Below are 17,526 nucleotides of genomic sequence, written 5' to 3' on the forward strand. Positions count from 1 at the left end.
CAAACGGCCGCACGGATGGATGGAGATCGCTCCGATGACCCGACGCCGACTGCCCTGCCTCGCCGCGCTGCTCGCGCTCGCCGCCCCGCCCGCGATGGCGGACGGGTTCGGATTCCGCACCCCGTCGGGCAACATCTACTGCAACGGCTCGGTCGACGGCGGCGACCTGTCCTGCACGATCGTCTCACGCGATACGGGATCCGCCCCGGCGGGGATCGCCTGCCCGGCGGGGAACGAGCTGCACGTCGACATGCTGCAGACCGGGGCCGTCCGGGCCGGCTGCGGCGGGCCCTCGGGCCGGCCCTCCGCCTACACGGATGTCGCGGAATACGGCGCCACGGCCGCCTTCGGCCGGATCAGCTGCGTCTCGCAGCGGACCGGGTTCGAGTGCCGGAACGCGGACGGACGGGGCTTCCTGCTGTCGCGGGCCGCGCAGCGGATCTGGTGACCGCGGCGGGACGGGGGGCGGCGCGATGAGCGACGCCGTCCTCGCCCCGCCCCGCCGCCGGGCGCTGCCCGGCTCGACCCTCGTCTTCCTCGCCCTGCTGGCCGCGCTGGTGATCGCGGTCACGCTGCTCGCCTCGGCCGGGCTGGTCTCGGTCTCGATGGTCAAGCTGCTGGGACGGACACTCTGTCTCTGCCTCGCCGCCATCGCGATGGACGTGGTCTGGGGCTATACCGGCATCCTCAGCCTCGGCCACATGGCCTTCTTCGGACTGGGCGGCTACGCGATCGGCATGTGGCTGATGTGGGCCCGCACCGAGGTCATCGTGGCCGCCAGCCTCGCCTCGGCGCCGATCCCCCCCACCCCGGCCGAGGTCGAGGCGGCGATCGGCACGCAGATCTTCGGCGTGGTCGGCACCTCCGACATTCCCCTCGTATGGGCCTTCGCCCATTCGCTTCCGCTGCAGCTGGCGCTGGTCGTGCTGGTGCCGGGCCTGCTGGCGCTGGTCTTCGGTTGGCTGGCCTTCCGCAGCCGGGTCACCGGCGTCTACCTGTCGATCCTGACGCAGGCGATGACACTGGCCCTGTCGCTCTACCTCTTCCAGAACGACAGCGGTCTGCGCGGCAACAACGGGCTGTCGGGCCTGCAGAACATCCCCGGCTTCGAGGCGGCGGGACAGGCGGCGGTCAGCCTCGCCTTCTTCTGGGGCTCGGCGCTGGCGCTCGGGCTCGGCTACGTGCTGCTCGCCTGGGTGGTCTCGGGCAAGATGGGCAGCGTCCTGCGCGCGATCCGCGACGACGAGGCGCGGGTCCGCTTCCTCGGCTACCATGTCGAGAGCTTCAAGCTCTTCGTCTTCACGCTCACGGCCGTGGTCACCGGCATCGCGGGCGCGCTCTACTATCCGCAGGCGGGCATCATCAACCCGGCCGAGATCGCGCCCATCGCGTCGATCTACCTCGCCGTCTGGGTCGCGATCGGCGGGCGGGGCCGGCTCTACGGCGCGGTGATCGGCGCGGCCCTCGTCTCGCTGATGTCGAGCTGGTTCACCGGCGGGCTCGTGCCGGATCTCGATCTGGGGATCTACACCCTGGTCTGGACGGATTGGTGGCTGGTCCTGCTCGGTCTCAGCTTCGTCGCCGTCACGCTCCTCGCGCCGAAGGGGATCGGCGGGCTGGTCGATCTGTGGACCGACCGGCGGGCCCCGGACCGCACCGGCGATTACGGCCCCGACAAGGGATCGCTCCGCCGCGAGGAGGGCATCGCCCGGGAGGCCGGGGAATGAGGCTGCTCGAGGTCTCCGGCGTGTCCGTCACCTTCGACGGGTTCCGCGCCATCGACAACCTCTCGCTCGCGGTCGAGGATCGCGGCCTGCGTGCGGTGATCGGCCCGAACGGGGCGGGCAAGACGACCTTCATGGACATCGTCACGGGCAAGACCCGCCCCGACGAGGGCCGCGTCGTCTGGGGCGAGGAGAACGCGAACCTGCTGAAGCTGCGCGAGAGCCGCATCGCCCAGGCCGGGATCGGCCGCAAGTTCCAGCGCCCGACCGTGTTCGAGGACCAGACCGTGCGCGAGAACCTCGCCATGTCGCTGAAGGCGCCGCGCGGGCCCTTCGCCGTCCTCTTCGCCCGCCGCGCGGAGGAGGGGCGGATCCGCGGGATCGCCGACGAGGTCGGGCTGGCCGGCCAGCTGTCGCGCCGCTCGGGCGAGCTCAGCCACGGACAGAAGCAATGGCTCGAGATCGGGATGCTGCTGGCGCAGGATCCGCGGCTCCTGCTGGTGGACGAACCGGCGGCCGGGATGACGCCGGCCGAGCGCGAGCACACGACCGACCTGCTCCGGCGCCTCGCCCGGGACCGGGCCGTGGTGGTGGTCGAGCACGACATGGACTTCGTCCGCCGCCTCGACTGCCGGGTGACGGTGCTGCACGAGGGGTCGGTACTGGCCGAGGGCTCGCTCGACTTCGTCACCTCCAATCCCGACGTCATCGACGTCTATCTGGGGCGCTAGGACATGCTGGACGTGACGGGACTGACGCTGCGCTACGGGCAGAGCCGCATCCTCCACGGCATCGACCTCGCGGCGCGGCCGGGCGCGGTGACGGCGGTGATGGGCACGAACGGGGTGGGCAAGACATCGCTCCTGAAGGCGATCGCGGGGCGGCACCCCTTCGTGGACGGGCGCCTCGCGGTGGACGGGACCGATCTCGGCCACCCGACCGCCTTCGCCGCCGCGCGGGCGGGAATCGCCTACGTGCCGCAGGGCCGCGAGATCTTTCCCCTGATGAGCGTGGCCGAGAACCTGGAGACCGGCTTCGCCGTGCTGCGCGCCAAGGGCCTGCCGCGCGAGGTGCCGGGCCGGATCTTCGAGCTCTTCCCCGTGCTGGCCGAGATGCGCCACCGGCGCGGGGGCGACCTCTCGGGCGGGCAGCAGCAGCAGCTCGCCATCGCGCGGGCGCTGGTGACCCGGCCCAAGGTGCTGCTGCTGGACGAGCCGACGGAAGGAATCCAGCCCAACATCATCGCCCAGATCGGCAAGGTGATCGGCCAGCTGCGCGAGGAGGCAGAGATGGCGATCGTGCTGGTCGAGCAGCGCTTCGACTTCGCCGTCGGCCTCGCCGACCGGGTGGAGGTGCTGACGCGCGGCGCGGTGACCTACAGCGCAGGCCGCGCCGAGCTGGACCGCGAGCGGCTGCTGGGGGCCGTCTCGGTCTGAGGCGGCCGGCGGCGGGGAGCGGCCGAAGGCGCCGGGGCGGTCGCCGCGGGCGACCGTTCGGCCTGCGGCCGCCGGAGCCGGGGCTCCGCCCCGGACCCCGCGGTATTTGACACCCTGCGAAGGAGGGGCGGACGCTCTATCCCCCCCGCCCCCGCGGCGGCCGGAGCGTGCCCCGGCGGTCCTTGCCCGGCGGGCGTTCGGGCGCGAGGCCGGGAGCCGCCTTCCGCCCCCCCGGGCGCGAGACAAGCCGGGGCGGCGGCAGGGCGGCCCGTGGCGGCGGCGGGGCGGCCCGTGGGGGCGCCGCCCCGCCCGCGCCCCCCGCGGCCTATTCCAGCAGCCAGACCTGCATCGGGTTCGGACCGCGATTGCACCACAGGTAGTAGGGCAAGGCGGTGAGGCGGACGTCCTTCTCCGCCGCCCGCGTCGGGCGGTAGAGCGCGTGCTCCCAGGGGGCGTCCTCCTCGGCCCGGGCGGGGGCGTCGATCAGGACCGTGCCGCCCAGCAGGTCGGGCGCGGGGCGGTCGCTCAGGGGGGCGTCCGCCGGCAGGCGCAGGCGCAGGACGGGGGCGTCGTTGTCGGCCTGCTCGGCGCAGTAGACGAGCGGCCCGCGGCGCAGCGCGACCCGGCCGGCATCGCGGACCACGTCGGGATGGGCGTAGAGCCGGCCGGGCACGAGCGGCAGGTCGAGCTCGACCACGTCGCCCGCCGCCCAGTCGCGCGTCAGCTTGAGGTAGCCGCGCTCGAGCGTCACCTCCACGTCCGCGCCGTTGACCGCGGCGCGCGCCCCCTCGCACCAGGCGGGGATGCGCAGCGACAGGGTGAACGGGCCCGTCCCGTCCGGGGTGACGGCGATGCGGATCCGGCCGTCCCGGGGATAGTCGCTCGTCTCCTCCAGCGTGACGTGGCCGCCCGCGACGGGCAGCGTCGTCGTCGCGCCGCCGTAGAGATGCACGGCGATCCCGTCCTCGCTGCGCCCGTAGAAATAGCCGGCGACCGAGGCGACAAGGCGGGAGACGTTCATCGTGCAGCAGGGGCACATGTGCCAGGCCCAGCGATGGTGCGTCCCGTCGCTCTCGAGCTTGTTGTCGTAGAAGTAATGCTCCCCGTCGCAGCCGAGGCCCGCGAGGCAGGTGTTGTAGAGCGCGAGCTCGAGCATGTCGGCATACTGCCCGTCGAGGTCGAGGTTCAGCATCCGCGCCGCCCAGAAGACCATCGCCACGCTCGCGCAGGTCTCGGCATAGGCGGTGTCGTTGGGCAGGTCGTAATCGCGGGTGAAGCCCTCGTTATGGGCCGAGGGGCCGAAGCCGCCGGTGACGTACATCCGCTTCTCGGTCGCGTCCTTCCAGAGCGCCTCGCAGGCCGCCTTGAGGCCCGCATCGCCGTGCTCGGCGGCGAGGTCGGCCATCGCGGCGTACATGTACATCGCGCGCACGGCGTGGCCGACGACCTTGGTCTGCTCGCGGACGGGGATGTGGGCCTGGGAATATTCGTACATGCCCGACGAGGCGAAATGGTACGTCGCCGGGTCCGCGCCGCGTTCCTTCGCCTCCTTCGTGAAGTAGTGCTCGACCCCGTCGGTATTGCCGCGCTCGTCGATGAAGTAGGTGGCGAGGTCGCGGTACTTCTCCTTGCCCGTCGCGTGGAAGGCGCGGATCAGCGCCAGCTCGATCTCCTGGTGGCCGGGATAGCCGCGCCGCTGGCCCTCGCCCCGCCCGAAGGTCGCGGCGATGTGGTCCATGTAGCGTTCCATGATGCCCAGGAAGCGGTCCTTGCCGGTGGCGTGGTAATAGGCGACCGCCCCCTCCAGCAGGTGGCCGGCATTGTACATCTCGTGGTTGTCGCGCAGGTTGGTCCAGCGGTTCTGGGGCTCGCGCTCGGTGTAGAAGCAGTTGAGGTAGCCGTCGGGCTGCTGCGCCGCCTCGAGATCGTCGATCATCGCCTCGACCTCGGCCTCGATCGTCGCGTCGTGCCGGTGCGAGAGCGCATAGGCCGCCGCCTCGATCCACTTGCCGATGTCGCTGTCCCAGAAATACTGGACGGTGAAGCCGTTGGGCTGGCGCGGGATCGTGAGCGGCGGCACGGGCTTCGGCAGCCTGATCGAGCCGCGGATGCCGCTCTCCTCCAGCTTCCTCAGCTGGGACGGGATCGTCCTCTCGAGGACGGTGTCCAGCCGCTCGCGCCAGAACTCGCCGGTGATGGTGACGTCCGAGAAGGGGACGGAATGGTAGGTGCGCATGTCTGCCTTTCTGCCGGACGCGTCAGAGCGCGAGGCCGGTCTTCGGATCGAAGAGGTGGATGTCGCCCGGCGCGATCGAGAGCGGGGCGGCGTCGCCGGGGCGCAGCTTGCCGCGGCCCTGCTCCACCAGCATCAGCTCGGGATCGGTGTCGGTGGTGTAGTAGGCGACCGAGCCGGTGCTCTCGACCACGCGGATCGGCACCGTGATCTGCGTCTCGCCGCCCGAGAACAGGTGCTCGGGCCTCAGACCGGCGGTGACCGGGCGACCCGGCTCGATGCGGCGATCCAGCCGCAGCACCGGCGCACCGGGCAGCGCGTCCAGCCGGACCGAGGATCCGTCCTCGCCGCCCGTGCCGTCGACGAAGTTCATCGCCGGCGAGCCGATGAAGCCCGCGACGAAGCGGTTCGCCGGCCTGTCGTAGAGGTCCAGCGGGCTGCCCTGCTGCTCGATCCGGCCCTCGCGCATGACGACGACGTGGTCGGCCATCGTCATCGCCTCGATCTGGTCATGGGTGACGTAGACGCTCGTGGCCCCCAGCCGGTCGTGCAGGGCGCGCACCTCCATCCGCATGTGCACGCGCAGCGCCGCGTCGAGGTTCGAGAGCGGCTCGTCGAAGAGAAAGGCCTTGGGCTCGCGGATGATGGCCCGGCCCATCGCGACGCGCTGGCGCTGGCCGCCCGAGAGCTCGCGCGGGTAGCGGTCGAGCAGCTTCTCCAGCCCGATCGTGCTGGCGACCTGGTTCGCCTTCTCGCGCGCGTCGGCCCTGGCCACGCCCTTGAAGCGCAGTGAATAGGTGAGGTTTCCCAGCACGTTCATGTGCGGGTAGAGCGCGTAGGACTGGAACACCATCGCCACGTCCCGCTTGCGGGGCGGCATGTCGTTCATCCGCTCGCCCGCGATGCGCAGATCGCCCGAACTGATGCTCTCCAGCCCCGCGATGGACCGCAGCAGCGTGGACTTGCCGCAGCCCGACGGGCCGACCAGGGCGACGAAGGACCCCTTCGGAATGGTGAGGTCGATGTCCTTCAGCGCATGGAAGGCGCCGTAATGCTTGTCGACGTTGGAGATCTCGATCTGGGGGGTCATTTCAGGGCACCCGAGGTCAGGCCGGCGACGATCCGGCGTTGCAGGAGGACGAAGATCGCCACGATGGGGGTCACGTAGATCGCGGCATAGGCCATGATCCCGTTCCAGTCGGTCGAGTTGGGACCGAGGAAGCCCGACAGCCCGACCGAGGCCGGCTGGTAGGCCGGGGTGGTGATGATCGACTTGGAATAGATGTACTCGCCGAAGGCCTGCATGAAGGTCAGGATGGCGAGGACGAGGATGCCGTTCCGCGCCAGCGGCAGCACGATGAAGAAGAACGCCCCCCAGCGGGAATTGCCGTCGACGAGGGCCGCTTCCTCCAGCTCTCGCGGCACGTTCATGAAGGTCGCGCGGACGAGTACGATGTAGAACGGCATCGCCTTGGCGGCCGTCGCCAGGATCACCGCGAAGCGCGGGTAGTCGAGCAGTCCCAGCTGGTTGAAGCCGACATAGATCGGCGTGATCATCACGCTCGCCGGCAGCACCTGCAGCATCAGGATCACGAAGAGCGCGACGTCGATCCAGGCCGAGCGGTAGCGGGCCAGCACGTAGGCGCAGCCCGTCCCCAGCAGCACCGTCAGCGCCGTCACGCCCGAGCCGATGACGAAGCTGTTCCAGAGGTAGACGGACATGTCCCGCCGCGCCCAGGTCTCGGGGTAGATCGAGGGGTCCGGGTCGCGCGGCCAGAAGGTCGGGGGCGAGGCGAAGATCTCGGACCCGCCCTTCAGCGAGGTGACGTACATCCAGTAGAGGGGGAAGAGGTAGAGCGCCGCCAGTCCCAGCGCGAGGACGAGCAGGAGATAGGGAACGGGGGCCCGGGTCATCCGCGCACCTCCGCCCGGGTCGACCAGACATAGACGGCCGAGGCGATGAGGACGAAGGCCAGCATCATCACGCTGACGGTCGCGCCCTTGGCGAAGTCGAAGATCCGGAAGGACCATTGCCAGGCCCAGTACTGCGCCACGTTCGAGCTGTTGGCCGGGCCGCCCTCGGTGATCGCGGGGAAGAGGTCGAACTGCTGGAGCGTGTAGATCAGGCCGAGCGCGAGGACGGCCCCGATGGTCGAGCGCATCATCGGCACGGTGATCGTGGTGAAGCGCTGGAAGCCGTTCGCCCCGTCGAGCTCGGCCGCCTCGTAGAGGTCGCGCGGGATCGCGGCGAGGCCGACGCTGAGCAGCATCATGTTGAAGGCGAGGCCGAGCCAGATGTTCGCCATCGTGACCGCCCAGATCGAGAGCGCGGGGTCGGATTTCCAGAACATCGTCTCGTCGATGATCCCGAGGCCCTGCAGCACCGCGTTCAGCACGCCGAAATCGCCGGCGAGGATCCAGCCCCAGATCGCGCCGACGACGAGGCCGGGCATCACCCACGAGACGAGGAACAGGCCCCGGATGGTCGAGGCGAAGGGGAACTTCGCCATGAAGAAGATCGCGAGCGCGAAGCCGAAGGCGAACTGCCCGGCGATCGAGCCGAAGACGAAGATGCCCGTATTGCGCATCACCAGCCCGAATTCGGGCTGCGAGACGATCTCGCGGTAATTGTCGAGCCCCGCCCAGGGCCGCGAGAAGGCGGCGAGGTTGAACATGTCCACCTCCTGGAAGGAGAGCAGGACGTTGTAGACCAGCGGCAGACCCGCCAGGAGGATCAGGAAGATCAGCGTGATCCCGACGAGCAGGAGATCGAACCCCTTGCCGTCGGTGAGGCTGGACAGGATGCGGCGCATGGCCCTTCCCCCTTGTTCGGGTCGCACGGGAACGGGTCCCCGGACCGGCCAGCGGTCCGGGGGGTCTCGGCCGCCGGGGGCCGGGCCGCGCGGTCCGGGAGAGACCCGCGCGCCCGCCCCCCGGGGGGACCGATCAGTTGAGGATGCCGTCGATGGTGCTCTGCGCCTGCGACAGGGCCTCGTCGGGGGTCATCTGGCCGGTCAGGGCCGCCTGCTCGGCATCGTAGATCGCCTTGGAGATCTGCTGCCAGTCCGGGTGCGGACCGCGCGGCTGCGCGTATTGCAGCTGCTCCTGGAACAGGGTCAGCGCCGCGTCCTTCAGCGGCACGCCGCTCTCGGGCAGCTCGACATCGCCCCGCGTCGGCAGGTAGCCGAATTCGGGGAACAGCCGGTCGTCCTGGCTGACGAAGTATTCGAGGACCTCGAACGCCTCCTCGGGATGCTCGGTCGTCGACATGATGCCGAGGTTGAAGCCGCCCAGCGCCGAGGACCGCTCCGCGCCCTCCTCGAAGGTCGGCAGCAGCGTCACGCCCCAGTCGAACTCGGCATCCTCGACCATGCGGTCGATCTCCCACGGGCCGGAAATGGCCATCGCGGCGTTGCCGTTGTTGAAGGTGCCCGTCGAATCCCACTGGCCGAGCGAGAGTACGTCCTGGCTCATGATCCCGTCGTCGATCATGCCCTTGACCATGGTCAGCCACTCGCGGGCGCCCTCGGTGTTCACGTTCTCGTAGGACCCGCCGGACATCTGGATCACCGGCAGGAACTGGAAGGTGCCTTCCTCGTTGCCGCGCGCCGAGAGCGTCGCGCCGTAGACGCCCGCCTCGGGATCGGCGAGGGCGCGGGCGGCCTCCTCGAACTCGGCCCAGGTCTGCGGCGGCTCGATCCCGGCCTCCTCGAGCATGTCGGCGTTGTAGAACAGGCCGATCGTGTCGGTGTACTTGCCCACCCCGTAGAGCCGGCCGTCCCACATGACCGAGTTGAGCGGCCCCTCGAAATAGGCGTCCTGGTCGATCACGTCGCTCTCGGCCACCATGTCGGTGATGTCGAGGAACGCGCCCCGGCTGGAGAAGAGGGCGAAGTCGGGATTGTCGAGGCTGACGATGTCGGGCGCGTTGCCGGTGGCATAGGCGCGCAGCGTCTCGTTGACGATCTCGTCGAAGGGCACCACGCGGTAATCGACGGTGATGCCGTTGTCCATCTCGCTGAACTCGGCCGAGAAGGTGTCGGACGGGCCGGGCCGGTCGTCGCCGTCGATCGACCAGACGGTGATCGTCACGTCCTCCTGCGCGGCGGCCGCGCCGGCGATGGCGATGGCCGAGGCCGCTCCGAGCAGGATCCTCAGGTTGCGTGTCATGTCGTCCTCCCAATCGCGGCCCCCTCGGGCCGCTTTCCGATGATGCCGGGCGGGGCTCCTCTTCCCCGTTCCCCGGCGATTGATCCCGCATCCGGTTGCCCCCGGATGTCGGGGAAACCCCTTCACCCCGCAGCCGGGGCGGAGCCGCCGCAGCTGTCGCGCACGACAAGGCGGCATGGCAGGCGGCGCGGCCCGGGGGCCACGTCCCCGCCCTCGATCAGGGCGCGGACCAGCCGACCCGCCTCGCGGCCGATCCCGCCCAGGCCCATGTCCACGGTGGTCAGGGGCGGGCGCGTCGCCGCTGCGACGATCGACCAGTTGTCGAAGCCGACGATCGACACGTCGCCCGGCACGTCCACGCCGCGCTCGCGCAGCGCGTCCACGACGCCGCGGGCGATCTGGTCGCTGCCGCAGAAGATACCGTCGGGGCGCGCGCCCTGGCCCCACAGCCGGCCGATCGCCGCGTGGCCCCAGGCCTCGGACCAGTCGCCGTGCAGGACCGGCGCGCCCGGCCCCGCGACATCGCGGAACGCCGCGGCGCGGATCCGGGCGGCGGCGAATTCCTCCGGCCCGGTGACGTGGGCCAGCCGGCCCCGGCCCAGACCCGAGAGCCAGTCGGTCGCAAGTCGCGCGCCCTGCGCGTCGTCGGCCGTCAGCGAGACCGCATTCTCCGGCGCGGCGGTGAAGGCGTAGACGACCGGGATCGGCACCTCCGCCAGGTCGAGCGGCAGCGCGGTGTCGATCCGCCGCCCCGTCACCACCAGCCCGTCCACCTGCCGGTCGAGCATCGTGTCCAGGTGGCGCCGGGCGGCAACGGGATCGTCCTCGACATTGGACATCAGGACGGAGATCCCGTCGTCCACCAGCGCGTTGGACAGCCCCGACATCACCGGCAGCGTGAAGCGCCCGTAACTGTCGTTCGTGATCAGCCCCACCGTCAGGCTGCGCTGCGAGCTGAGCGCGCGGGCCATCGCGTTGGGGCGGAAGCCGAGCGCGTCGGCCACGTCGCGCACACGGCGGCGCGTCTCCTCGGTCATCCGGCCCGTGCCGTTCAGCGCCTTGGACGCCGTCGCCACGCTGACCTCGGCCGCCGCGGCGACGTCGGAGAGGCGGATACGGGTCGGGGCGGAGGCCATCGCACACTCTTGGGAAACCGATTTCCCGTTATGGGAAACCGTTTTCTCGATTCGTGTCAACGGCCAGTGGAACGACATGCCCGGCTCCCGATCAGGCCAGCGACGGATCGCCGCCGCCATATTGCGCGGCGATGTCGACGAAGGACCCGCCCCGGCAGCGCTTGAGATGCTCGAGCGCGTGGATCTGCCCGGTCATCTCGAGCGCGTCCCTGTAGACCGGGTCGTGCCAACCCTCGATGTCGATGGCGCCTTCGTAGCCCGCGAGGCGCAGCTCGCTGATGATGTCGGTCCAGTTGCTGTCCCCGAAGCCGGGGGTCCGCATCCAGACGAAGGGCTCCTTCCCGAAGATGCCGTGCTCGCGGATCACCTCCCACCGCACGGTCGCGTCCTTGCCGTGGACGTGAAAGATCTTCGGCGCCCATTTGCGGATCTGCGGGAGCGGGTCGATGAGGTAGACGAGCTGATGGCACGGCTCCCATTCGAGGCCGATATTCTCGTCCGGCGTCTCGTTGAAGATCAGCTCCCACGCGTCGGGATTGTGGGCGATGTTCCAGTCGCCGGTCTGCCAGTTGCCCTCCATCGCGCAGTTCTCGAAGGCGATCCGCACGCCCCTGTCGGCGGCGCGTTTCGCCAGCTCGCTCCACACCTCGCGGTAGCGCGGCAGGCTGTCGGTCAGCGGCTTGCCCCGCACCCGGCCGGTGAAGCCGGCGACGCAGGTCGCGCCGAAATGGTGGGCGTTGTCGATGCAGTCCTTCCAGCCCTGCAGCGTGTCGCGGTCGAGCGGCTGATCCTCGAGCGGGTTGCCGAACATCCCCAGGGTCGAGATCGTGATGTCCCGGTCCCCGATCGCCTCGCGGCACCGCTTGCCGAGTTCGGCAAGGTCCTGCCCGTTCGTCGTCTGCCAGAAGAACGGCTCGAAGCTCTCGAAGCCGAGATCCGCTATCTCTGCGATCCGGTCCGCGGCCTCGCCGCCGCTGGCGCTGATCATGGTGCCGATGCGGATGGATCTGGCGGGGTCGGTCATGGGGTCTCTCCGATGGTGACGCGCGCCCCGCTCTCCGCGCTCTCGATCGCGGCGAAGGTCATGGCGAGGCTGCGGATGTTGTCGTGATTGACGGAAAGGGGATCGCGCCCCTCGTCCCGCGCGGTCAGGAAATCGAGGATGACGCCGGCATGGCCCTCGGCCGGCACGTCGGGCACGGGCGGCAGCGCCACGGGCCGCGTCTCGCGGAAGAAGCCCTCCGTCCCGTCGCGCACGGCCCCCTCGATCCCCAGATTGCCGTCCCACAGGATCGAGCCCTTCGTCCCGGTGATCCGCCAGGCGGATTCCCAGCTCGTCGGCGCGCCCTCGGCCACCCAGGATCCGCGATAGGTGATGCAGGATCCGTCGGCGCAGTCGAACAGCACGTTCGCGCTGGCGCCGTGGGCGAACCACGACCCCTTGGGGTTCGTCTCCTGCGCGTAGACCCGCACCGGCTCGGACGGGGCGAGGAAGCGGGCCGCGTCGAAGGTGTGGATCGCCATGTCCAGCAGCAGGACGTGCTCCATCTCCTCGCGGAAGCCGCCGAAATGCGGGCCGAGGAAGAAATCGGCGTGAAGGCCGGTGATCTCGCCCAGCTCGCCGCCCTCGATCAGGGCGCGGACCTGGCGGATGCCGGGCAGGTGGCGGCGGTTCTGGACGATCGCGTGCAGGCGGCCCTGCTCGCGCGCCAGCGACAGCAGCCAGCGCGCCTCGTCCAGGCCGTTGGCCATCGGCTTCTCGGACAGCACGTCGCAGCCATGGGCGAAGGCGGTCTCGACGACGGACCGGCGGGCCGGCGGCACGACGATGTCGAAGACGAGCTCGGCGCCGGTCTCGTCCAGCATCGCGGCGAGGTCGGTCCCGGCCCGGGCGCCCTGCCCCCAGTCCGCCGCGCGCGCCTCGGCGGCGGCGGCCGAGAGGTCGACGAACCCGGCGATCTCGATCCGGTCGGCAAGCGCAGGCGTCTCGCGGATGGCACGAAGCCACCCCGCGGACATCTGCCCGCAGCCCGCCATAACGGCGCGCGTCATGATGGTATCCTCCCACATCCGGCGGCCCTCCTCGACTCGCCGGAAACGTTTACGACGCTACCCACGGCCCGCCGGACGTGTCAAAGGATTTCTCGGAAACGTTTCCGAACCGGAAGGATCCGCGTGACCGGCATCAAGGCCCTGGCCCGCCATCTCGACCTCTCCATCGGCACGGTCAGCCGCGCGCTGAACGCCAAGCCCGATGTCAGCGCGGCGACCCGCGACCGCGTCCTCGCCGCCGCGCGCGAGCTGGGCTACCGGCCCAACCATTCGGGCCGCGCCCTGCGGCACGGGCGGACGGGCACGGTCGGCCTCGTGGTCGAGACGGGCAGCCCGACCTCGCTCGCGGGGGACGCCTTCTTCATGCAGCTCACCGACGCGATGCAGGAGGTGCTGGCCGGCGCGGGGACCGATCTCGTCCTGCTGCCCTGCCGCAGCGCGGACGACCCGATCGAGTTCCTGCGCCGGCAGGTCGCGCGGCGCATGGTCGACGCGCTCGTCATCACCGCCACCCGCCGGCAGGATCCCCGGATCGCGATGCTGCTCGAGGAGGGAATGCCCTTCCTCGCGCTCGGCCGCAGCGAGACGCCGGGCGACTGGCCGTGGATCGACCTCGACTTCGACGGCGTCGTGCGGCGCGCGGTGACCGAGCTGGCCGCGCTCGGCCACCGCCGGATCGCGCTGGTCGCGCCGCGCCGGGACGTGAACCTCGCCCGCCTCTGGACGGACGGCTACCGCGCCGCGATCCGCGAGGCGGGGCTGGTCGCGGACGAGGGGCTGATCCTGCGTCTCTCGGTCAGCGAGAACGGCGGGCGGCAGGCGGCCGAGGCGGTGCTGGGCATGAAGCCCCGCCCGACCGCGATCCTCCTGGTGAGCGAGATGCTGGCCACCGGCCTCTACGGCCGCCTCGCAGAAGCGGGGCTCGAGGTGGGGCGCGATCTCTCGGTCATCGGCTTCCGCCGCAATCCCCAGCTCGGCTTCCTGCGGCCAGGCCTCGCGGGCTTCGCGCTCGACCTGCGCGCGCTGGGCGAGGCGGTCGGCCGGGCGGCGCTGGCCCTGTCCGAGCCGGGCGGCCCGGCGGACGGGGTGGTCTGGGGAATGGACTGGGTGCCCGCCCCCTCGGTCGGCCCCGCGCCGGCGGGCTAGGCTCAGGCCGGCACGACCAGCCGCCGGCCGGCCACGGTCTCGACCGCGAGCGGCGTGTCGAAGAGATCGCTCAGCAGCGCCCCCGTCAGCCGCAGCTGGGCCGGGCCCGCGGTGACCAGCCGCCCGTCCTTCAAGGCGACGATCCGGTCGGCGTAGCGCGCCGCGGTGGCGAGGTCGTGCATCACGACGACGACGCTGCGCTGCCCCGGCCCGGGGCGCGAGATCGCGTGCAGCCGCTCCATCAGGTCGCGGACATAGCGCGGGTCGAGCGCGGCCAGCGGCTCGTCCAGCAGCATCCAGGGCGTGCCCTGGGCATGGGCCATGGCGACGAAGGCCCGCTGGCGCTGCCCGCCCGACAGCGTGTCGAGCAGCCGGTCCCGCAGCGGGCCGAGGTCGAACAGCTCCAGCGCCTCGTCCACCGCGGCGCGATCGTCAGGGCCGGGGCGTCCCCCGTGATGGGTCCAGCGCCCGAAGGAAACGAGGTCTTCCACATTCAGCCGCGCCGTCACCCGGTCGGTCTGGGTCATCAGCGCGACCACCCGCGCCCGCTCGCGCGGGCGGGCATTCGGCATGTCCAGCCCCTCGACCGTCACGCGCCCGGCGGCGAGCGGCAGCAGCCCCGCCATCGCGTGCAGCAGCGTCGACTTGCCGGCGCCGTTCGGGCCGATCATCGCCGTCAGCCCCCCCTGCCCGAAGCGCAGGTCGATCCGGTCGAGGATCCGGGCATGGTCCCGCTCGACGATCAGGTCGCTCAGTTCGATCACGGGCGGGACCTCCGCAGGACGAGGAAGAGGAAGAGCAGGCCGCCGACGAACTCGACGATCACGGCCAGCGTGGATTGCAGGCCCAGCACCCGCTCGAAGACGAACTGCCCGGCGACCAGGATCGCGGCGCCGATCAGCGCCGCGGCCGGGATCAGCGCGGCATGGCGCTGCGCGGGCAGCACGGCCTGGGCGAGGCTGGCCGCGATCAGGCCGAGGAAGGTGACGGGGCCGACCAGCGCGGTCGAGACGGCGACCAGCGCCGCGACCAGCAGCAGCGTGCCGAGGACCAGCCGGTCGTAATCCATCCCCACCGCCCGGGCGCCTGTCCGCCCCAGGGCGGCGGCGTCGAGCGCGGGGGCCAGGCGCAGCGCGATCCCCAGCACCGGCAGCAGCACGATCCCGGCGATGGCCAGCTGCGCGGGATCGACCGCCCCGAAGGACGCGGCGCTCGCCTGCTGGACGACGGCGTATTCCGACGGCTCGAGCATCCGCGCGGCGAGGCCGGACAGCCCGCGCAGGAACACGCCGAGGATGACGCCGGTCAGCACCATCCGCAGCAGGTCCTCCGCCCCCCGCCGCAGCAGCAGGCCGAAGAGGCCGGTCGCGGCGGCGGCCATCACCGCCGCCTCCGCCAGGAACTTCGCCATCGGCGGCAGCCCGGCGACGGAAGTGGCGCCGAGCGCGAAGACCAGCCCGGTCTGGACGAAGACGAAGAGCGCGTCGAAACCGACGATGCCGGGGGTCAGCAGCCGGTTGCGCGTCACCGCCTGGAACAGCACCGTCGCCGCCCCGACCGCCGCGCCCGTCGCGATCAGCGCGCCGAGGCGGATGCCCCGGATCCGGATGATGTAGCCGTAGGGCGCCCCCAGCCGCCACGCCATGAAGAGAGCGGCCAGCACGGCGAGTCCGAGCAGGAGGAACAGGATGCGCCGCCGCTCAGCCATGATGCCCCCCGCGCGGGGCGGCATGCAGCAGCCACAGGAACAGCCCCGCCCCCAGCACGGCGAAGATCGTGCCGGCCGGGATCTCGTAGGGCCAGCGGATCACCCGGCCGAGGATGTCGCAGGCCAGCACCGCCCCGGCCCCGCCCATCGCGATGAGCGGCAGGTTGCGTCGCAGGTTGTCGCCGCGCCAGCGGCTGACGAGGTTCGGCACGACCAGCCCGACGAAGGGAATCGACCCCACCGTCACCACCACCGCCGCGACGCAGACCGAGACCAGCGCCAGCCCCGCCAGCAGCGTGCCCCGCGCGTCGAGGCCGAGCGCGCGGGCGGTGTCCTCGCCCAGTCCCAGCAGCGTCAGCCGGTCGGCGGCGGCGTAGAGCGCGGCGGTCGCGGCGGCGCCGATCCAGAGCAGCTCGTAGCGGCCGCGCAGCACGCCCGAGAACTCCCCCGACATCCAGGTGCCGACATATTGCACGAGGTCGGTGATCCAGCCGAGCCAGAGCGCGGCCGCGCCGAGGATCCCGCCGTAGATCAGCCCGACCAGCGGCAGCAGGACCGGGTCGCGCCGCGGCACCGCCCGGGCGAGCGCGAGGAAGCCGAACGTGCCGGCCAGCGCCGCGAGGCCCGCCACCGCCATCTTGACGATCAGCGGCGCGCCCGGCGCCATCAGGGTGATGCCGAGCAGGCCCAGCGTCGCCGCCTCGGGCGTGCCGACCAGGCCCGGCTCCACCAGCCGGTTCTGCACGGCGAGCTGCACCACCGCCCCCGCCACGGCCAGCGCCGCGCCGGCCAGCAACGCGGCCAGCGTGCGCGGCACGCGGCTGACGGCGACCAGAAGCCCGGCGTCGAGATCGCCGCCGAACAGCGAGGCCGCCCCGACGAGAACGCTCGCCCCCGAGAGGAGGGCGAGCGCGAGAAGCCCGAGGGCGAGGTGCGCCCGGGGGGCCGTCATCGCGGGCACTGGATCAGCTGCCCGACGCATCCGCGCCGAGGGCTTCGGCGATCTCGGTCGTGGTCGCGATGAGCGAGCGGATGCCGCCCCCCGCGAGGTAGAGCGGCGCGGGATCGAGATAGACGATCTGCCCTTCCTGCGCGGCCGTGGTCCCGGCGATCAGCGGATTGTCCAGCGTCGCCGCGGCGGCCTCGCCCTCCTGCCCGATGGCGGCGCCGCGATCGACGACGAAGATCCAGTCGGGATCGGTCTCGGCCACGAACTCGAAGGACACCGCCTCGCCATGCGTCTCGGCGTCGAGGTCCGGCACCGCCTCGGCGAGGCCGAGATCGGTGTGAATCCAGCCGAAGCGGCTGCCCGCGCCGTAGGCCGAGAGGGTGCCGCCATTGGCGAGCAGGATCAGCACCTCGCCCTCATCAGCCGCGGCGTCCTGCACGTCGGCCTGCACCGCGGCGAACTCCTCGCGCAGCGCCTCGGCCTCGGCCTCGTGGCCGAACAGCGCGCCGTAGGCCTCCAGCCGGGCGAGGCCCTGCTGGACCACGTCCTCGCCGATGGTCATGTCGAGCGTCGGCGCGATCTGCGACAGCGGCTCCACCTGGCTCTGCGAACGGCCGCCCGCGACGATCAGGTCCGGGCCCATCGCGGCGATCGTCTCGAAATCGGGCTCGAACAGGGTGCCGACGATCTCGGCCTGCGCCAGCGTATCGGCCAGATAGGCGGGCGGAGTGATGTCGGGCACGCCGGCGACCGTGACGCCGAGCGCGCTCAGCGTGTCGATGGCGGCGAGGTCGAGCGCGACGACGGTGCCGGGCACGCCGTCCAGCTCGACCGGGCCGGTCGCCGTCTCGATCGTGGTGGCCTGGGCGAGGGCGGCCCCGGGCAGGAGCGTCGCGGCAAGGAGAGAGGTGCGAAGGATCATGTCGAGTTCCGGTGTTGCGCGGCCCCGGGCCGCTGGCGGTGATGCACGGC

The 17,526-nt window shown here is 71.5% G+C and carries 17 protein-coding genes; 5 read left to right on the forward strand and 12 right to left on the reverse strand.

The features are described from left to right. Positions 1 to 34: 34 nt before the first annotated feature. Genes BUE30_RS17710 through urtE form a run of 4 tightly spaced genes read left to right on the forward strand, consistent with a single transcriptional unit; the run spans position 35 to position 3,160 of the window. Positions 35 to 448, forward strand: a complete 414-nt coding sequence (locus BUE30_RS17710) for a DUF6636 domain-containing protein (protein WP_073326506.1) — start codon at positions 35 to 37, stop codon at positions 446 to 448. A gap of 25 nt (positions 449 to 473) precedes the next feature. Beyond that, positions 474 to 1,727 carry an urea ABC transporter permease subunit UrtC gene (urtC, locus tag BUE30_RS01505; RefSeq protein ID WP_073325965.1) on the forward strand — a complete coding sequence of 418 codons (1,254 nt, stop codon included), beginning with the start codon at positions 474 to 476 and terminating at the stop codon, positions 1,725 to 1,727. Next, on the forward strand, positions 1,724 to 2,455 hold the full coding sequence (gene urtD / locus BUE30_RS01510; protein ID WP_073325966.1) for an urea ABC transporter ATP-binding protein UrtD: 732 nt from the start codon (positions 1,724 to 1,726) through the stop codon (positions 2,453 to 2,455). Before urtC ends, urtD begins: the two co-directional genes overlap by 4 nt. A 3-nt stretch (positions 2,456 to 2,458) precedes the next feature. Continuing rightward, entirely contained in the window at positions 2,459 to 3,160 is a 702-nt protein-coding gene (urtE, locus tag BUE30_RS01515) for an urea ABC transporter ATP-binding subunit UrtE (protein WP_073325967.1), read from the forward strand. A 325-nt stretch (positions 3,161 to 3,485) separates the two neighbouring features. On the opposite strand, the gene BUE30_RS01520 is transcribed toward urtE, so the two are convergent. From BUE30_RS01520 to BUE30_RS01555, 8 genes are all read right to left on the reverse strand, one after another. After that, on the reverse strand, positions 3,486 to 5,396 hold the full coding sequence (locus BUE30_RS01520) for a glycoside hydrolase family 127 protein (RefSeq protein ID WP_073325969.1): 1,911 nt from the start codon (positions 5,394 to 5,396) through the stop codon (positions 3,486 to 3,488). A gap of 22 nt (positions 5,397 to 5,418) precedes the next feature. Then, the gene (locus BUE30_RS01525; protein ID WP_073325971.1) at positions 5,419 to 6,483 is read right to left on the reverse strand and encodes an ABC transporter ATP-binding protein; all 1,065 of its coding nucleotides are present in this window, start codon (positions 6,481 to 6,483) and stop codon (positions 5,419 to 5,421) included. Then, entirely contained in the window at positions 6,480 to 7,307 is an 828-nt protein-coding gene (locus BUE30_RS01530; RefSeq protein WP_073325973.1) for a carbohydrate ABC transporter permease, read from the reverse strand. Before BUE30_RS01530 ends, BUE30_RS01525 begins: the two co-directional genes overlap by 4 nt. Further along, positions 7,304 to 8,206, reverse strand: a complete 903-nt coding sequence (locus BUE30_RS01535) for a carbohydrate ABC transporter permease (RefSeq protein WP_073325974.1) — start codon at positions 8,204 to 8,206, stop codon at positions 7,304 to 7,306. Before BUE30_RS01535 ends, BUE30_RS01530 begins: the two co-directional genes overlap by 4 nt. 133 nt (positions 8,207 to 8,339) lie before the next feature. After that, entirely contained in the window at positions 8,340 to 9,563 is a 1,224-nt protein-coding gene (locus BUE30_RS01540; RefSeq protein WP_073325976.1) for an ABC transporter substrate-binding protein, read from the reverse strand. Positions 9,564 to 9,685: 122 nt separating this feature from the next. Further along, positions 9,686 to 10,699, reverse strand: a complete 1,014-nt coding sequence (locus BUE30_RS01545; protein WP_073325978.1) for a LacI family DNA-binding transcriptional regulator — start codon at positions 10,697 to 10,699, stop codon at positions 9,686 to 9,688. Positions 10,700 to 10,790: 91 nt separating this feature from the next. Then, positions 10,791 to 11,723, reverse strand: a complete 933-nt coding sequence (locus tag BUE30_RS01550; protein ID WP_073325980.1) for a sugar phosphate isomerase/epimerase family protein — start codon at positions 11,721 to 11,723, stop codon at positions 10,791 to 10,793. Beyond that, a complete protein-coding gene (locus BUE30_RS01555) occupies positions 11,720 to 12,751 on the reverse strand; it encodes a Gfo/Idh/MocA family protein (protein ID WP_083601085.1) in 1,032 nt (343 codons plus the stop codon). The genes BUE30_RS01550 and BUE30_RS01555 overlap by 4 nt, the downstream gene beginning before the upstream one ends. Positions 12,752 to 12,874: 123 nt before the next feature. On the opposite strand from BUE30_RS01555, the gene BUE30_RS01560 reads away from it, so the two are divergent. Beyond that, a complete protein-coding gene (locus BUE30_RS01560; protein ID WP_073325982.1) occupies positions 12,875 to 13,897 on the forward strand; it encodes a substrate-binding domain-containing protein in 1,023 nt (340 codons plus the stop codon). A 2-nt stretch (positions 13,898 to 13,899) separates the two neighbouring features. Here the strand turns inward: BUE30_RS01560 and BUE30_RS01565 are convergent, their stop codons facing one another. Genes BUE30_RS01565 through BUE30_RS01580 form a run of 4 tightly spaced genes read right to left on the reverse strand, consistent with a single transcriptional unit; the run spans position 13,900 to position 17,476 of the window. After that, a complete protein-coding gene (locus tag BUE30_RS01565; protein ID WP_073325983.1) occupies positions 13,900 to 14,661 on the reverse strand; it encodes an ATP-binding cassette domain-containing protein in 762 nt (253 codons plus the stop codon). Continuing rightward, the gene (locus BUE30_RS01570; RefSeq protein WP_073326508.1) at positions 14,658 to 15,605 is read right to left on the reverse strand and encodes an iron chelate uptake ABC transporter family permease subunit; all 948 of its coding nucleotides are present in this window, start codon (positions 15,603 to 15,605) and stop codon (positions 14,658 to 14,660) included. Before BUE30_RS01570 ends, BUE30_RS01565 begins: the two co-directional genes overlap by 4 nt. Beyond that, entirely contained in the window at positions 15,598 to 16,557 is a 960-nt protein-coding gene (locus tag BUE30_RS01575; RefSeq protein WP_073325985.1) for an iron chelate uptake ABC transporter family permease subunit, read from the reverse strand. Before BUE30_RS01575 ends, BUE30_RS01570 begins: the two co-directional genes overlap by 8 nt. A gap of 13 nt (positions 16,558 to 16,570) precedes the next feature. Next, positions 16,571 to 17,476, reverse strand: a complete 906-nt coding sequence (locus tag BUE30_RS01580; RefSeq protein WP_073325987.1) for a siderophore ABC transporter substrate-binding protein — start codon at positions 17,474 to 17,476, stop codon at positions 16,571 to 16,573. Positions 17,477 to 17,526: the final 50 nt, after the last annotated feature.

The organism is Wenxinia saemankumensis (genome assembly GCF_900141735.1).
Classification (GTDB): Bacteria; Pseudomonadota; Alphaproteobacteria; order Rhodobacterales; family Rhodobacteraceae; genus Wenxinia; species Wenxinia saemankumensis.

Excerpts from the sequence above, each read along its gene's own strand:
- BUE30_RS17710 (WP_073326506.1), top strand. The coding sequence starts at position 35 with ATGACCCGACGCCGACTGCCCTGCCTCGCCGCGCTGCTCGCGCTCGCC.
- urtC (WP_073325965.1), top strand. The coding sequence starts at position 474 with ATGAGCGACGCCGTCCTCGCCCCGCCCCGCCGCCGGGCGCTGCCCGGC.
- urtD (WP_073325966.1), top strand. The coding sequence starts at position 1,724 with ATGAGGCTGCTCGAGGTCTCCGGCGTGTCCGTCACCTTCGACGGGTTC.
- urtE (WP_073325967.1), top strand. The coding sequence starts at position 2,459 with ATGCTGGACGTGACGGGACTGACGCTGCGCTACGGGCAGAGCCGCATC.
- BUE30_RS01520 (WP_073325969.1), bottom strand. The coding sequence starts at position 5,396 with ATGCGCACCTACCATTCCGTCCCCTTCTCGGACGTCACCATCACCGGC.
- BUE30_RS01525 (WP_073325971.1), bottom strand. The coding sequence starts at position 6,483 with ATGACCCCCCAGATCGAGATCTCCAACGTCGACAAGCATTACGGCGCC.
- BUE30_RS01530 (WP_073325973.1), bottom strand. The coding sequence starts at position 7,307 with ATGACCCGGGCCCCCGTTCCCTATCTCCTGCTCGTCCTCGCGCTGGGA.
- BUE30_RS01535 (WP_073325974.1), bottom strand. The coding sequence starts at position 8,206 with ATGCGCCGCATCCTGTCCAGCCTCACCGACGGCAAGGGGTTCGATCTC.
- BUE30_RS01540 (WP_073325976.1), bottom strand. The coding sequence starts at position 9,563 with ATGACACGCAACCTGAGGATCCTGCTCGGAGCGGCCTCGGCCATCGCC.
- BUE30_RS01545 (WP_073325978.1), bottom strand. The coding sequence starts at position 10,699 with ATGGCCTCCGCCCCGACCCGTATCCGCCTCTCCGACGTCGCCGCGGCG.
- BUE30_RS01550 (WP_073325980.1), bottom strand. The coding sequence starts at position 11,723 with ATGACCGACCCCGCCAGATCCATCCGCATCGGCACCATGATCAGCGCC.
- BUE30_RS01555 (WP_083601085.1), bottom strand. The coding sequence starts at position 12,751 with ATGACGCGCGCCGTTATGGCGGGCTGCGGGCAGATGTCCGCGGGGTGG.
- BUE30_RS01570 (WP_073326508.1), bottom strand. The coding sequence starts at position 15,605 with ATGGCTGAGCGGCGGCGCATCCTGTTCCTCCTGCTCGGACTCGCCGTG.
- BUE30_RS01575 (WP_073325985.1), bottom strand. The coding sequence starts at position 16,557 with ATGACGGCCCCCCGGGCGCACCTCGCCCTCGGGCTTCTCGCGCTCGCC.
- BUE30_RS01580 (WP_073325987.1), bottom strand. The coding sequence starts at position 17,476 with ATGATCCTTCGCACCTCTCTCCTTGCCGCGACGCTCCTGCCCGGGGCC.